This window comes from Alistipes sp. ZOR0009 (genome assembly GCF_000798815.1).
GTDB lineage: Bacteria > Bacteroidota > Bacteroidia > Bacteroidales > ZOR0009 > Acetobacteroides.
This window is the reverse complement of sequence record NZ_JTLD01000080.1, coordinates 8537-25495: the sequence shown is the minus strand read 5'-3', so window position 1 is coordinate 25495 and position 16959 is coordinate 8537. Positions and strand designations below refer to the sequence as shown.

Sequence of the window (16959 nt, the reverse complement as noted above, 5' to 3'; positions counted from 1 at the left end):
TTTCCGCCATGTTTTTTGGTTACTTTTTTGCGCCAAAAAAGTAACGTAAAAGTTAATACCAGCATGAAGTCCGCCTACATTAGCATATACATATGAATAACAGGAGTTCGCTAAAGTCTAAATAGCTCTACCATCCTCCCCTAAAGCCTCAAGAACCCATAAACCAACAGTACGAGTTCCCCCTCCTATTTTTTGCGCCAAAAAAGTAGCAACAAGAAATATCTATCCAGCAAAACAATCAGCAACCACCCATTATTCACAAAGTATACTTTTTTTGGGGGGCATGTGCTCGGTTCGGGTAGGACACCACACGTACGCCATTTCTGGTTCTACTCCCAGCAGATAGACTACCATTTTCCAAACGTTTAAGTACACGACACCTAAAGGGCACATTGACTACACAAAAAAACACATAACACTGTTTAACGTTGCCAGATTTTGGCTACCTTCGAAGCAGTGTCCTACCTAGTGGGAGCTGCAGGTAATGCGGAAATAATCGCAGCTAGCAGCGATTACAGAAATGTTGTACGCAATTAAGAGTATAGATAATTTATTATGAATTCCATTTTTAAGTATATGAAGTTCAGAAAGGAATTTTTTGAAGGATTTCTTTTGAAATTATCGAGATTCGGTGAGTTTAATGACCCTTTTGAAATGATTCCTGGATATGAATTATTAACATTAGATCAAGAATACATAAATTATAGATTAGAAAACTACCCAAATGAATGGGAATCTTACAATTACAATTACATTGATACAATGGCTGGAGTGAGAGCAAGTCTTGGAGTTATTTGTTTTACCTCAAAAGTAGATAACTTGCTAATGTGGTCTCATTATGGCAATAACCATGAAGGAATATGTGTAGAATTTGATGCAAATTCACGTTTTTTTAATGGTCAATATAACGATCGTGAATCACCATTTTTTGAAGAGATAAATGGTTATGACTATAAAGATATTTATGCAAATGTAGGTGTTTTAAAAAAAGTAAAGTATACAGAAAAAAGACCTTTGATTTTTGATACCCGTGATTTAATCAAAGATACTGAGTCTTGGCTAGTTAAATCCAAAGAATGGGAATATGAAGATGAGTATAGATTAATACTACCTTTGGATTGGACTGAAATGAAGCAGGTTAACGGTTTGCAAATGTCCTTTTTGAAAATCGACTATAATATTATAAAATCAGTCACTATGGGGTGCCAAGTTGAAAAGTCAGTAAAAAAGGAAATATATAAATACTGCTCTAAATTAAGTATACCATTAAAGGAATCATTCATTAGTGCTACAGACTATAAATTAGACATAGTTGATTATGACCCAAATAATCATTCAAAATATCTGAATGAATTAAATTTACATAGAATAACAAGATATTAAAAACTGCCCATAATCGAGTAGGCAGCCCCGCCAGTAAGCACTGACGGGGAGAACCTCTCACACCACTGTACGTAAGAGTCGCGTATACAGCGGTTCGTTAAGATGAGGAGCAACCTTTTCGTAGTGCGTAAGCATAGCCTCCCCCCTTTTACGTAAGCGTTCTAAGGTAATTATCGTACCTAAGATAGGGCTTTGGGCAACCGCCCAGCCACCCATTCGCGTTCTACTCCACTGGTAGGCCATGCCTAGCACTACACCCTGCAGGAAGAGGTTCTTCCTTTTCAGCTAAGACTTACTGCTCCCCGCGGTCGCAAGGGTTTCTCCATTCGGGCACGCCCCCTCGCATAAGAGACTTTCACCCTCTGTACTTTTCTTCAAAACCTTTTGGTCTTAAACAACATTAAATCTATATTTACAATTGAAGGCACACACAATGTGTATAAGTATTGGCTGGGATTGTATTATTTTCAAGGCTTGTAGCTCGCTTCAACATTGTCTCGGTTTGATAATGAATAGTTCCGAAATTCGCCACTACTCATACACTCAACGGTTAACTGCCATTTTAGGGATAATCCCTTAACAAGCAACTCTAACACGAACGATAAAGTATCAATTTGTAATTGAAACGAAAATAGAAACGTTGACAACAAAATCTTTTTTTATGAAACTAAGAATTTTACTGATCCTTCTGTTTTTTAACTTGACTACAAATATTTTTTCTCAAGAAACAGCCAAGCCATTGACTGATACTGAAATTATGCGCAATGTATCAAAAATGGATATTGAGGGAAAAGAATACGAATATGTTAAAATAACTCTGAAATCCATATCGCCAGATTACTTCTTTTCAGATATATACAAAGTGAAAGTGACTATTGTGGATATGTCTGGTAAAGAAGTTTGGAAAAAAACTCTCAAGAATGTTTTTCTCTATGTTTTTTCTAATGGCCAAATACAAGTGGGAAAACCCAATTTCAACAAGATTCTTATACAAAAGAATGATACAGGGTTATTCGATGGCACGATAAGAGAAAAAGAAGGTGTATATTAGATTTCTAAATTTTAAAATGGTATAATTTCAAACTATTGAACTTGATCTATAAAAAACAAAAACCGAACAATTTTCTCGAAATAAAAATGGCTGCCAATCAACTAGCCAGCCCCGCCAGCAAGCACTGACGGGGAGAACCTCTCACACCACTGTACGTACGGGTTTGCTCATAGGTTTTTATTATTAAAAGGTACAGCGAAAACTTTATACTCAAAATAGTAGCCAAACCTAGTACGGGAAAAAGCTAGAAAAAGCAGTTTGGAAATAGCCACCGCGTTAACCATACAACCATCAGCGGGTGGTTTAAGCGAAACAACCGGAAAGACCAAAAGAATAACCCCTAACCGATAGCCATACCTTAGAGTAAGGCAGCCTTAACGACAAAATTACCGCACAAAAAAATACAGACCTCTACAAATATTAAATCTACAAGCAAAATGAAAACTCCCGGTGTTTACATCCAAGAAAAAAATGCCTTCCCCAACTCAGCTATCGAAGTGGCTACCGCCATCCCCGCTTTTATTGGCCATACCGAGATGGCAATCAACGGAGACAAGCCGTTGCTAAACAGGCCACGGAGGGTTACCTCAATGGCCGAATTCCAAACCTACTTTGGTGCCGCTCCCGCTTCGTCGTTTTCAATACTTGAATCACCCGAATCACCCGATTTTGTTCTAAACGGTAAAGGCTACGGATTGCAGCAGGAATCAGGCAAATACCTTCTTTACCATAGCATGATGATGTTCTACGCCAACGGCGGGGGGCCTTGCTATGTTGTTTCTGTGGGCGACTACCAAACCGCCATTAAGGCCGATCGGCTGATTGCCGGTATTGAAGCGCTAGCCCACGAGCAGGAGCCCACTCTGCTGGTAATTCCCGAAACAGTGCTGCTGTCCGATGCCGATAGCTGCGCCAACGTACAGAAGGCAATGCTCTGCCACTGCGGCAGTAAAATGAAAAACCGCTTTGCCATCCTCGACATCTACGAGGGCTATAAAAGCCGGGTAGATCCATCGGGTGATAGGGTGCTTGATTTCAGGGATAAAATTGGGATAAACTTCCTCGATTGGGGAGCCGCCTACTATCCTTGGGTCAACTGCTCTATAGTACAGGATAGAGATTTGAGCTACCTTAACATTGCCAGTAAGGATGTGCTCCAGCGTATTCTTGCTGCCGAGCTAATTCCTGAAGGAAAGGGAATGGATGAAGCCAAAAAAGCAGACATTAAGGCTAAAATTAACCAGATTGGGAAGGACGACCTTCCAACAGCTGAGAAAATCCAGCTAAATAAGGCCCTAGCAACCATAAGCCCCACATTCAACACGATGGTTGGCGCCATGAAACGAAAGCAGAACCTGATGCCCCCAGGTGCTGCAATGGCCGGTATTTACTCGATGGTCGATACTACAAGAGGCGTTTGGAAGGCCCCGGCAAACGTAAGCATCAGCGCAGTGACCGCGCCCACCGTCAACATCACCAACGAAGAGCAGGAAGAGCTAAACGTTTCGCTTAGCGGCAAGTCAGTCAACGCTATCCGTACCTTTACAGGCGAAGGCACCCTTGTATGGGGCGCTCGTACGCTCGACGGCAACTCGCTCGACTGGCGTTACATCAACGTTCGCCGCACCATGATTATGCTTGAAGAGTCGATAAAAACAGCCTGCAAGGCCTACGTCTTTGAGCCCAACACTGCCAACACCTGGGTTACGGTCAAAAGCATGATCTCCAGCTTCCTTACAAGCATCTGGAAGAGAGGGGGGCTAGCCGGTTCAACTCCCGACGACGCCTTTAGCGTCCATGTGGGTCTGGGTGAAACAATGACTCCCGAAGACATCCTCGAAGGCATCTTACGGGTAACGGTGCTCGTAGCGGTCACCCGTCCTACCGAGTTCTTCGAGATCACCTTCGAGCAGCAAATGCAGAAATCCTAGGGTGCTATACGCTTATTATAAAGGGGATCAGTGGATTTGCGCTTAACCTCAACGTTAGCAGATGTAGACGCTAAACGGAGCAAGATGAAGATAAACGAATCTAAAGGAAGGGCTTACCACCCTTCTTTTCATATTAGAATTGAGAACACCATGTTCTAAGCTGGCGCAAGCCATTCCCCGTTCGAACGAGGCAGAGCCCATAACCGTCAAGCCAAGGGATATTAGTACGATGTTCGCCCCTTCTAGGGTCGTGCCTCTACAACAACACTTTTCTATAAACCTTTGATGCCCCCTCGTTCGAGTCTATCCTGTTAGTTTACAACCGGCTATACCATCTTAAGATTGCTCTCCGTTCGGACGAGGATGCACGCCTCGTTCGTGTTTATCCAAGTAGGCTCTCGCCTACTACACCATCTTGAGATTCCTCCACCCGTATCAAACAGAACCGTAGCGAAGCGAAGCTCAGCGACGCTTGCGGAGCCAACCCTCGAAGGGATCGTGTGATAAACTCCACCTTCATTACGGATAGAGAGCTATCTGCCTCTATTGCATTAGCAGCCCAAATAGAAATTGCGCGACACAAATGCTGTATATAAAACTTTAAAACAACCATCAGCAAAAATCGCACATCGCACTACTCAATACTCATATCTCATATCTCATATCTCATATCTCATATCGCAATACATGTTTGAGCAACACTCGGAAGGCAGCTCTTCACCAAACGAGTAAACTATAATCGTTCTGCTGCCTCCCCACACCCCCACAAGCAACTATAAGCCGATGGTGCGAGTTAATTTCCGCCATGTTTTTTGGTTACTTTTTTGCGCCAAAAAAGGAATGGCAAGAAAGTGCTATCAGAAAATATGAATCTGTATGTACAACTTTTGGAAAATTGCCTATCAACTATAGAGAACCCATAAGCCAACAGTGCGAGATAATACCCGCCCTACTTTTTGCCAAAAAAAAGTAATTAGTATATCAAATCCCTGCACCTCTATCCCCTCTTTTCATTTCTCATTAAAAAGGCCCCAGCAGCAACTGCAAAAAAGATCCTATTAGTAAGAAAAAACACTAAATTGTCCGCAGTAAAGTTTGCCGTGCACGCACCATGGCAAGGAGTAACCATTACCAATCTTATATAGTAGAAATCAATGTCTTCATTACAACCTGCTAAGGATACTTGGCAGTACACAGGTCTACCTACTGCAAACATGCGGACAACTTTTCGACAACCAAGATCGGTATAAAGTGGATATAATCGCAGCTAGCTGCGATTACTGAGGTGTTGGCACCAATAATATTAAAGAAAAACAGATGGGATTTTTGAACCTCTTTAAAAAAAACTAAAAGAAGTAGACAATAAATACGTATTTGACAAAGCTAAATTTCATTCAGAAATGGTTGAGAAATTTGGACTTGATGAAGAGCAAGCTTTTATTCATACAGGTCTATTCTTGGCATGGCTTGTTAACAACGGACTTATGAGTTGCTTTTTTAGTAAAGAATCAGGATCTGAAATTGAGAAGCTAACTACAAGAAAGATTTCACCTTGTGCTATTTACATGAATTGGGACGGAACATTAATTGGTGAAATGCTAGATAAGGAAGGATTTAATTTCTCAATGGTCTATTTTGATTTCGATAAAGGACATTACATTAAGGATTATGAAAAAACCTTTGATGTAAGTGGAGAAGCCTTTTTTACAATTAAAGATACATGGGAGAACTATGACAAATTAAAACTCATTTTAGATTTAGAATTTGAAAAGTGGAGGAAATAAATTACGGGTGCCAACATACGATATAGCCAACAAGCGGGTGAAGTAGCAGACTTCGCCCAACTCCGAATGCTAATGCTGGATTTGGTGAACTGTAGTAACTAATATTTTAAACTTATTATTTGACAACATGAAGAAAACAATTTTAGCAATCTTGCTTTTTTTAAAAAAGAGAAGTTTTCTTGGCCGGGCTTTTATTGGAATGATAGCTGTTGGACTACTATTCAATAATTTTATACCCGACTTTTGGTTTGGAGTTTCAGTTAAGAATCCGAAGAAGTTAACGATTGAAGAGATTTGTACGACACCCTTGAATAAGTTACCTCTTTACTTTATTGTTGATAAGGCACAACCACTTAAAATTATGCAGAGAGCATCTCAACATGAATCAGATTCTTTACTGAAAAAACTAGGAAATTTACCCGCAGATCTATTTGTTGGTATCGAAAACTACTGCTATTTGGTTGAAACAAAAATTAAGAATAACGATACTACTTTTTCGGGCATATACTATCCTGTTTATTCGGAAAAACAAGTTCATGATAGTCCCAATGCATTAGCTTCAAATTTGGTGTCGCATGTTATTATTCATGATACCAAAATTACCGAGCACAACCTCGAGAACAATAAGTACTTTAAGGATTCGTTATTTCAGATAAGTGGTAAATTCTCAGGCACAACTATTGGTGATGAGTCGTACAAGTTGCTGACAAATAATGGCTACAATATTAGCAAGAATGCTATTGTGCTCAATAAGGGATCACATCCAATGTCTATTACGAGCTCTGCGTTGTGGATATTGTTCGATGTTGTGTTTGTACTGTTGCTTGCACTGTCATTTTTGCCGCTTGTTTTGCTATTTAAAATATTCGGTATTCCAGCCAATGATACCGATCAAAATCCGCAGGGTTTTGCACAAGTTGCAAATAATGAAAGCCTCAGCTAACCATCGCTTCAACGAAGGTTCTCCTCGGCATAAGCTGCTGACGATGTTAAATAGCGGTCAAAGACCGCTATTTAACAAGATAATACCCTAAAAAGGCGCTATATTCCTGCTTCATTACCAAGCGCATAAGCATACACACCCTTAAACACTCCTGCTCACTATCATTTTCCCCCTTTTCTTATAAAAAACCTCCTCCGGCCACTGCCGCATATAAAAGTCCCAAATATCCCATCCGCCAACACCCGTGGCGTCAGCCACACAATCAACGGCGGAAATTGGCTCCTTACGGTCGCCGAGCTCCGCTGTGCTACGGTTCTTGTTTGAGCAACACTCGGAAGGCAGCTCTTCACCAAACGAGTAAACTATAATCGTTCTGCTGCCACCCCACAACCCCACAAGCAACTATAAGCCGATGGTGCGAGTTAATTTCCGCCATGTTTTTTGGTTATTTTTTTGCGCCAAAAAAGTAACGTAAAAGTTAATACCAGCATGAAGTCCTCCTGCTTTAGAATATGCATATGAATACAAGGAAGCATTATAAGCAAATAACCATCAGCAAAAAAGTCGCATATCACATATCGCAAATCGCAGTACTCAATACTCATATCGCAAAGTACCTATCCCTCTACAAATCCGCCAAAAGCAGCACTTTCCTTCATCCGGCAGCAATGTCACAATAGTAAACCACCCTCCCATCCGCCAACACCCGTGGCGTCAGCCACACATCCAACGGCGAAAATATTTGTCTGAGCAACACTCGGAAGGCAGCTCTTCACCAAACGAGTAAACTATAATCGTTCTGCTGCCACCCCACAACCCCACAAGCATCTATAAGCCGATGGTGCGAGTTAATTTCCGCCATGTTTTTTCGATTCCTTTTTTGCGCCAAAAAAGGAATGGCAAGGAAGCATTATAAGAAAAGAAACATCAGCAAAAAAGTCGCACATCCACTGCTAAACTTAACGTCCTCGATACGTTTAAGTAGCCAAGGCTTCTAGCCTACCACCGTGCGATCGGAAACCATTAAGAATAAAAACAGAGGCACCGCCTAGGTTTAACAGAAAAGTCACATATCTCACTACTCATATCGCATATCTCATATCTCATATCGCAAATCGTAGTACTCATATCTCATCTACAACATCGATGGCGATGAAGGGTAAATCCCTCGGGGAGTCAAAGCAATTGCCCTGTCAAGCTGCGCAAGCAGCTGCTCCTTATCCTTCGATAGCGTTCCGCTAAGATTCAGGTTATTCGACACGTGGTTGCTACGGTAAATGGTGCCATCCACCTCCGATAGGCTTATAAAGGTTCGCAGCTCCTCAAAGAGCTCCACAACCGTTAACGGGATAAACTCCCCCCGAAACTTCTCCTTAAAATGGTCCTCGCCCAAAGGCATGCTAAGCGTTAAGGTGGAGAGAAACTTAGGGTTTACCCTGCTGATAACCTTGGCCGAGTTAACCGCATGCTGCTGGCTATACCTTTTCCCACCAAGCCCGTTAATTATCATTATAGACGTCTCGATACCCGCGCTATGCGCCTTTAGAATCCCCTCAACCGTCGAGTCAGCCGTTTCACCCTTACCAATCAGCCTCAAAAGCTCATCATCGCCAGTTTCGACACCGATGTACAGCAGCTTCAGGCCATTCGCTCGAAGGCTCTTGAGCTCATCGTCCGTTTTACTTAGGATATCGCGAGGTAAGGCGTACGACGATACCCGCTGAACACGCCCAAAGCACCTATTGATCTCCTCCAGCAGCTGTAGTAGCCGATTGGCCGATAGCACAAAGGCATTCCCATCGGCAAGAAAAACCTTCTTTACCCCCTGGTACATCGCCGCTAGCGTCTCAATTTCGGGTTTCAGCTCGTCGAAGGTACGCGGCCTAAACTTCTTGGAGGAGTACATATCGCAAAAGGCGCAGCGATTCCACGAGCAGCCTAAGGTGGCCTGGATTATGGCCGAGTAAGCCTCGGCAGGTGGACGGAAAAGCGGTTCATCGTAACGGAAATACATACCAGATAAGTTGAAAGGCGCAAAGGTAGCATTTTAAAGAAAGACCCGAGCTGGAAGATCCCACTATAGGTAGGCTACGGGCCTCCAGTAGCCCAACGCAGGGCCCCACCCCAACATCTCCACCAACATGCAATACCCCAATTGTCGCAAGCTATAAACCCTACCTAACCTAAGAGACCTTAGCTCATAAAAATTGGCTACAAAAACATTGTAAAAAGAGAGCCCAAATCTAATCCCCCTTGCTATTTAACTCTAACAGAAAAACCTCTCACACTACGACACATACATATTTACTCGTAGGCACTTTTTTCAAAGCATCCGTAAAGACTTTGCCCTTTGGAAGCAAAGAACGCATAAGCAGCTTCCACCCACTGAACTTTCTACTATAGCATTTGCTCTTAAAGAACTTTAAAACTATATTTACCAGTTAAGGAGCCCCTGCATAGCTAACAAGCGGGTTAAGTGGTAGGCAAACGCTTACGACACCAATGCAGCCGCAGTGCAGGCCAATAGTGAGTAAGCACAAAAGCACTTAGTGCCCAACCGACAAACGTTAATAGCAAACTAAAAAATAGCACAATGCTACAAGATGCGATAGTAACAAAGCAAAGACACGAAGGATTTATTAAACGAGTTTGTGAATCGGAAGTTGTCTGGTGCCTTGAAAATGAAGAAGGATTTGCAAACACAAGCTCGAACGATTTTGAGGACGAAAATGAAGAGCCCCTAGGCCTAATCTGTTTTTGGTCGGAGAAAGCATTAGCAAGCGGCTGTGCCAAGGAAGAGTGGGAAGGATATGAGCCTACCGAAATTCCGTTAAACGAGTTTATCGAAAGCTGGTGCATTGGCATGGCTAACGACAACCTGATGGTCGGGACAAACTTTGATCAAAATATGTTTGGATATGAGATTGATCCGTTAGAGCTAATTGTCGATTTAGATGAAGAGCTTAAGGCTCTTGGAAAAAAGCTAAGCTTACAAAACTATCCCCAAATGGATGTTCTAGTAAATGAGGTAAAGAAAATTTTAAACGAATAGAGTAAGCCCACGGCAACCTACATCATCGCCAATCCGTAGCCAAAGCAGAACGTAGTAGGTTCGCACCAGCCTTAGTAGCCCTTAATGAAATAAAATGGATAAAGTCCGCAGGCGGCTGCCATTCATCCGCAAACCGTTGGCAACTATAATAAAGATGAGAATAGTACTTGCTATCATATTTTGCCTTTTAGTATCTGATTTATACTCGCAAAAGAAAGATTGCGGTAAAGACAATGGCATGACCGTAGATGAAGCATACAAAACAATCACTAATTACAAAAAATACACTCAGAATGAAGCCAGATCTTTCGGCAATAACTTAGCTAAACATGACAAAAGAAAAGGTATAAAAAGAGTCCTAACAACGCTTAACATGTTTGAGACGACCTGCTTAAAGTGCATATACCACAAATTTGGCTTTGACACCTACTATATTGGTGCAGGTGATATAATAGATGAAAAGAGAGATGCATTCATTGACGGTTACAATCGAGTAATGGAATCTTCGCTGACAAAGAAACAAAGACTCGAAATAGACAAAACAGTTCGAAAATCAGCAGGAATCTTCGATTTCAAATTGACAGCACAGAATAAAATTAAAATGGAATATGTTAATGATACAGTAATAAATATAAGAATGGATTCTGAAAGTCTTGAAAACTTATTTACAGCCGATTCCAAAAATATACTGGTCGAACTAAGCAATAAGATAGAAAATGGAGACGTAAAAAAGATTGATTACTTTACACTGAAAAACATAGGCATCAACATACCCGTTAAATTTATAATTGACAGCAAATTATATATCAACTACGATTTTAGTAGCATTCAGAATAACTATCCAATTTGTTGGTGTGAGATATTGGACAAAAAATATGGATTGATATTACCTCTAAAATTTGAATAATTACAGCGGCCACCCCATGTTACAGCCAATTAAACAATAAGACATACCCAACTCAGATGTTGAATAAAAAGAAGCAGCATGTTTCGGGTCAAAAATTGCAAACGTCCGTCCCTTCGCTATATGGCGTGGGAGACACCTTATTGGCGCAGAGCCGAACTACGGCAAGATCATCCTAGCAAATAGGCTAATTATACAAAACAGAATAAACCCTCAAAAGAAGAAAGAACAGATGACAACCTATTTAAGAGTTACATTTACGGCCATTTGTATTTTAATGCTTGTTGGCGTACAGGCTCAAAAGAAGGTCACCTACGGCAAGAGCACGTTCACGCTGTATAAGCCTCAACCCGATCTGGCCCCCATCCCTGCCTGCGGATTTGCGCCTGATGTTCCGGGCTATACCCTTAAGAGCAAGAATTATGGCCCCGGCACCTACTATTGCTATGCGCCGGGTAATGTCCCCAAAACCAGCTACAGGTGTATTCTTACCGAGATACGCGATTGGGTAGGCTACCGACCAGATGAGGTTAAGGAGCTTGCGGCCAAAAAAGGGTTAGTACAGCTTGAGGAAAAAGCCATTAAGAAGATGTTCAAAAATACGCGAATACCCTATAACAGCTTGATGTATAAGCTTACCGAAAATTCGTGGATATGCTTTTTCGTCCAAGAGCTGCAAAATTGCGGAGCAAAAGCCTGGGGATCGCATGAGGAGTATGTTCTGGGTGTCTCCTTTATCGAAAAGGTCGCCCCACAAACGGAGGTTGTGCTCGATCGGATGTACCGATTCTGGAACGACGGCGTAAGCTTTGGCGACTATGCCAGCGTTAACCAGTCGAACTACGACACAAGGCTATCGGCTCCAACCGACCAAAACCCCAACAACTTTGCCATTGGCGACGTCTTAAACCGGAAGAAAGGATTCTACAGGCTTTCGTTTAATGGTGGGGCGCAAACCTACGTATGGCATAGCTACGAAAAGGTTGTTGCCGAAAACCTGCAAAAATCGGACTTTAGCGTCACAGGCTCCACCGGCTACAACGATCTGCTAACCGCATTCGACTATGCGCTAAACGTGGGTAAAGCGGGTCAAAACGTATATTTCAGCTACATGGTAAACTCCCGTTTTCTACGCGATATAGAACCCGGTCGCACCTGGCCCAAAGAGATGGCTAGCCGGAAGGAGAATGATGCTAAAATGAAGGTGGAAATGCAAAAGGTAAACAAAGCCAATAGCGCCGCTCTCGAAAAATTGTACAAGGAGATTTTTAAGTAAGGTTTAGCAGTGGCAACACCCGCTAAATCGTAGCTATACGGTTCTGCAACGAATATGGCAAATTGCGGAGTCTGGACTAACGCTTGCGGAAAAACTATGAGGAGACCACCTCTAGGCACAACCCGAAACGTTTGGCAATGCTTATAGCATACCTCAACAAACGCCAACGACGCAGAACCGTATACCATACCCTCTTCCCTTATCGGCTAAGAGATAACATTAGAAGCGAAAGAGATGCTAGACGTTAGAAATTGTCTCGGCAAAAACCTCACTTCGCACATCGCATATCCCATAGCGACCCTATCCCCATTCCCATTTTCCTCTTTTCATTTTTTATTTAACAAACTTCATCCGGCAGCAACGGCCAATCTAGCCCCAAACCTCACATCCGTCAACACCCGTGGCGTCAGCCACACAACCAACGGCAAGAATTCTGTTTGAGCACGCTCGGAAGGTCGGTCATCACCTATAGAGAACACGTCAATCGTTCTGCCATTGATATGCAAAGATTTAAGAAACTATAAGCCGACGGTGCGAGTTAATTCTTGCCATGTTTTTTCGATTCCTTTTTTGCGCCAAAAAAGGAATGGCAAGAATTATGTTGCGCATAGTAGGTTGTTGTCTTGTAAATTGTTTCTTTCTCTTCATTTCTTTTTAGGAAAAAAGAAACGAAGCAAAGAAAATCCTATCGAGGCTTAACTCGCAGGCTGCGGCGTAGGGCCGAATCCACCTAAAAGGCGTAGCACGCGCACTGACAGGATTCACATTACGCTAGGTTGTGGTTGCTCCGCCCGCTTCAAACAGAACCGTAGCGAAGCGAAGCTCAGCGACGCTTGCGGAGCTAACCTTCGACGGAGATGGTGTGGCTAACGCCACCTTCATTACTGCTAGAGAATTATCCGTTTCTACAGCATTAGTATCCCAAATAGAAATTCCGCGACATAAATATCCATATAAAACTTTAGATCAACCATCAGTAAAAAAAGTCCCACATCGCATATCGCAAATCGCACTACTCAATACTCATATCGCATATCTCATATCGCAATACCTGTTTTAGTAACACTCGGGAGGCACCAGACTACCAAATGAGCAAATCTTAATCGTTCTACCACCGCAACACAAACCACCAAGCATCCATAAGCCGATGGTGCGAGTTAATTTCCGTCCTATTTTTTCGATTCCTTTTTTGCGCCAAAAAAGTAGCAAGAAGAACTAAGCCAACAATGCTTCCTCATATACGGCTAACCAAAGCCCCACCTTGCAAAGAGCCCTCCTCCTCTCTTTTTTATTCCACCCCCATTTTTATCATATGCATGAAACAACAAAAGCTAATAAATGCTATATTACCAACCTATTTATAACGTACGCCTAAAATAAGCATAGTACTATGTAGCAATTCGTTCACACCCTCTTCGAAGGCTTTGGTTTATAGCACTATTGGATAAACACACCGAGTTACACATATCTCCATATAAAAGAGATATTAGTCAGATTTGTTGTGTACATAAATGAGTTAGCGGCATTAATAAAAGAACAATGAAGAAAGTTACTATTGCAATTCTGATACTGTTACTATTTTCAATAATAGGGAACTATACATATTCAGTATATGGAAATAGGTATGAATTTAGAAGTGATTTTCTTGAAGTACTTCTTCATGGTTCATTGTCGCTTTGGATAATAACCGTTTTACTTTTAATTATTGTAATATGGCTTATTGAGATAAAGGTAAGAAAAGTAAATAATAAGTATTTTCCGATGCTACTATTAGTGGGCATATTATTTACTCTCGTATTTATAGTTTCTGTATTTTGGACGGTAATCGATTATGAAAGGCAATTTATAGATGTTGGCGTTTACAAAAACATAAATAATGAAAATGAAAAGTTAGTCTTTCAAAGTCATAGAGATGACTTTACTTATAGAAACTCATATTGGAGAGTTGTAAAAATAGAAAATGAAGGATTTTTAATACGACAAATAAAAATTGTAGCAGAACAGTCTCCTTTATGTAATACCTACTTTGATAGTGTATTTAATTTAAGTCCAATTGTAAAACACTTGGAATATGACAGAAAGAATTATGAATTGGATTGCTATCTTGATATCGATGCAAACAATAAAATAACTAAAAAGAGAAATAACGCCCGCTAGTACACGGTATAGCCAACAAGCAGGTGAAGTAGCATGTGAAAACTTACTGCACCGCAGCAGCCGTAGCGCATGCTAAAAGAACGGAAGTCCGCAGGCACTTGTTGCCCAAACTGCTAACTATTACAACCACATTAAAAACCGCTCTAACATGAGAATTGCTACCATAATAATTATATCTATACTAGCTTCAAGTTTGAATCTCAATGGACAAAACCGAATTATTTATGGGAGGGTGATTACTGAGAATTTTGAACCACTACCAATGTTAGATATTAAAAACTCAGAGACCAGCCTCCTTGGAAAAACAGATGTAGATGGTTGGTTTAAAATTAGTATTCCACAAAAAACTGAGAAACTGTTGTTTTGCTACGTAGGTATGGAGTGGACTGAAGTTATATTGAAGAAAGATTGTGATACAGTAGAAGTGGTAATGATGTACGATGCGACTTACGACTTTATGACCCTAAGGAAGGTAGATAGACTTCGTAAGAAAAGATTTGACAATTTACCTAACCTTCATTCTGAAGCTGTAAAAAATGGACTTTTTAAAAATAACAACATTTGTTACGAAAGAACTTTTAAAGTAAACACCCCAACTAAACCCGTTCTTGACAGCATTAATAAAGTATATAAATCAAAAAACAGACAAATAAAAGATACATTTAAGGGAATTAAGTTAGGTGATACTATTAGGATTCCGTATTCTGGGTCTTGGAGATATGATGGAACAGACAGAACAACGTTGCATCAATATTCAAATGGTGTAGGTGGTGAAGATTTTGATTGCATTATCAGAGGTGTAATAGCTAATAAAAATAAACGTAAAGGTGGATACAATCTAGTATGCAAAGTTATTGATTGCAAAGATTGTCATTACAATAATATCATTCTAAACGGAAAGGAGCTAAAGGCTGGAGATACAATTGTGTATAACATGAAATATTTTAAGATATTAAGGAATTAATAAATACGGATACCAACACGCTATATAGCCAAACGTTACCCCCAATTTTGAAATATGAACCAACAATATAGCATAGAAGAGATAAAGCAGCTTGAAATTACCCTTTCTAAAAATCCAACAGATACGGATTTAATAAATAAGCTGGCAATAGGCTACTCGAGTTGCAGTGAGGCAGAAAGCTTTAACCAAGTTGATGAATTACTAGAGAAGGCTTACGAAATTAACCCAACCATTAAGACTTCAAACAATTATGCATATCAAATAATTACAGATTGGTATGGTTACGATTTAGGTATTGAAATATTACAGCCATTTGTAGACAAAAAACCAAAATCGTTTATGCCATACAACTTGATTGGATATGCATATCTAATGAAAGGAAGCTATGAGAAAGCGAAGTCGTACTTTCAAGAAGCAATGACTTTGTCCCAAACGGAGATGGTGGAAATTATTCACAATTTAGCCGTATGTGAGAGCCATCTAGGAAATCCTCATAAAGCCATACATTTATATGAAAGGGCTATTGCAATAATGGATAAAGAAAATGAATCAAAATTCAATAAAGCGCTATGTCTCGTAGAACTTGGCCTAGATTCTGACATAACCAAGATTATAGAAGAGATTAAATTAAGTGAAGCATATAAACACCCGACAGCTTGGGTTTCGTGTACTGACTTGAGCCAACTGTGCTACTTAAAGAATGACATGAAGCAGGCTTATGACTTACTAATGGAAAGCCCCTTCTCTTTTGATTTACTGTCATACCCAGAGTTTAGCTATTTGCTATTAAAGTATAACAACTCAAAATATAGTAAGATCGAAAAGAAAACGATTCAAGAGAAAGAATCATGGCTAACAAGGTTGAATAACATTGAAGATGAAGAATATGAAGATTACTCAGAGGAAGAGAGAACTACTGAAGGAAAAAAGTTAAATAGTGAAATAGAAGCAATAAAGAAATTAGGACAAAAATTAGTTAATCCGCCAGAGATAAAACCATCTGAATTATATAAGACCATATCTTGTGGATGTATGCTATACGACTGTAAAATACATGGAAATCAATTTGATGATTAAAAAACTGGCGATAATTGAGTAACCCCTCGCCTGTAAAACTTAACGGGGAAAACCTCTCCGTTCGGACGAGGCTCTGCCTCGTCCGAGTCTATCCAAGTAGGCTGTAGCCTACTACACCATCTCGAAATTACTCCACCCATATCAAACAGAACCAAAGTTCAGCGACACCTGCAAAGCCAACCCTCAACTGCGATGGTGCGGCTAACACCACCTTCACTACGGCTAGAGAAATATCCGTTTCTATAGCATTAGTAGCCCAAATAGAAATTCCGCGACATAAATATCCATATAAAACTTTAAATCAACCATCAGTAAAAAAAGTCCCACATCGCAAATCGCAGTACTCAATACTCATATCTCAATACCTGTTTGAGCAACACTCGGGAGGCACCTGACTACCAAATGAGCAAATCTTAATCGTTCTGCTACCGCACCAG

General features: G+C 40.7%; 12 protein-coding genes. 11 read left to right on the top strand and 1 reads right to left on the bottom strand.

Features of this window, described 5'->3' with window-relative positions; translation table 11 throughout:
- Positions 1 to 576: 576 nt before the first annotated feature.
- The 5 genes from L990_RS16375 (at position 577) to L990_RS16340 (ending at position 7092) form a co-directional block, all read left to right on the top strand.
- The gene (locus L990_RS16375; protein WP_197057316.1) at positions 577 to 1383 is read left to right on the top strand and encodes a DUF2971 domain-containing protein; all 807 of its coding nucleotides are present in this window, start codon (positions 577 to 579) and stop codon (positions 1381 to 1383) included.
- 661 nt (positions 1384 to 2044) lie between these two features.
- Positions 2045 to 2434: a hypothetical protein gene (locus L990_RS16365; RefSeq protein ID WP_047451673.1), complete on the top strand. Its 390-nt coding sequence runs from the start codon at positions 2045 to 2047 to the stop codon at positions 2432 to 2434.
- A gap of 437 nt (positions 2435 to 2871) precedes the next feature.
- On the top strand, positions 2872 to 4365 hold the full coding sequence (locus tag L990_RS16360) for a phage tail sheath family protein (RefSeq protein WP_047451671.1): 1494 nt from the start codon (positions 2872 to 2874) through the stop codon (positions 4363 to 4365).
- A gap of 1400 nt (positions 4366 to 5765) precedes the next feature.
- A complete protein-coding gene (locus L990_RS16345) occupies positions 5766 to 6149 on the top strand; it encodes a hypothetical protein (protein WP_047451666.1) in 384 nt (127 codons plus the stop codon).
- 127 nt (positions 6150 to 6276) lie between these two features.
- On the top strand, positions 6277 to 7092 hold the full coding sequence (locus L990_RS16340; RefSeq protein ID WP_047451663.1) for a hypothetical protein: 816 nt from the start codon (positions 6277 to 6279) through the stop codon (positions 7090 to 7092).
- Between the two features lie 1135 nt (positions 7093 to 8227).
- Here L990_RS16340 and L990_RS16325 read toward each other — a convergent pair.
- Positions 8228 to 9106 carry a radical SAM protein gene (locus tag L990_RS16325; protein WP_047451653.1) on the bottom strand — a complete coding sequence of 293 codons (879 nt, stop codon included), beginning with the start codon at positions 9104 to 9106 and terminating at the stop codon, positions 8228 to 8230.
- Positions 9107 to 9685: 579 nt separating this feature from the next.
- On the opposite strand from L990_RS16325, the gene L990_RS16320 reads away from it, so the two are divergent.
- The 6 genes from L990_RS16320 to L990_RS16295 all read left to right on the top strand — a co-directional run bounded on the left by L990_RS16320 (position 9686) and on the right by L990_RS16295 (position 16522).
- Complete coding sequence (locus L990_RS16320; protein ID WP_047451649.1) at positions 9686 to 10144, top strand: DUF2750 domain-containing protein; 459 nt, start codon at positions 9686 to 9688, stop codon at positions 10142 to 10144.
- A gap of 154 nt (positions 10145 to 10298) precedes the next feature.
- The gene (locus L990_RS16315) at positions 10299 to 11051 is read left to right on the top strand and encodes a hypothetical protein (protein ID WP_156121653.1); all 753 of its coding nucleotides are present in this window, start codon (positions 10299 to 10301) and stop codon (positions 11049 to 11051) included.
- 229 nt (positions 11052 to 11280) lie between these two features.
- On the top strand, positions 11281 to 12324 hold the full coding sequence (locus L990_RS16310) for a hypothetical protein (protein ID WP_156121652.1): 1044 nt from the start codon (positions 11281 to 11283) through the stop codon (positions 12322 to 12324).
- A 1539-nt stretch (positions 12325 to 13863) separates the two neighbouring features.
- Positions 13864 to 14481 (top strand): hypothetical protein, encoded by a 618-nt coding sequence (locus L990_RS16305; RefSeq protein WP_047451643.1) that lies wholly within the window; start codon positions 13864 to 13866, stop codon positions 14479 to 14481.
- A 148-nt stretch (positions 14482 to 14629) separates the two neighbouring features.
- Positions 14630 to 15445 carry a hypothetical protein gene (locus tag L990_RS16300; protein WP_047451640.1) on the top strand — a complete coding sequence of 272 codons (816 nt, stop codon included), beginning with the start codon at positions 14630 to 14632 and terminating at the stop codon, positions 15443 to 15445.
- A gap of 54 nt (positions 15446 to 15499) precedes the next feature.
- A complete protein-coding gene (locus L990_RS16295) occupies positions 15500 to 16522 on the top strand; it encodes a tetratricopeptide repeat protein (protein ID WP_047451639.1) in 1023 nt (340 codons plus the stop codon).
- Positions 16523 to 16959 lie beyond the last annotated feature (437 nt).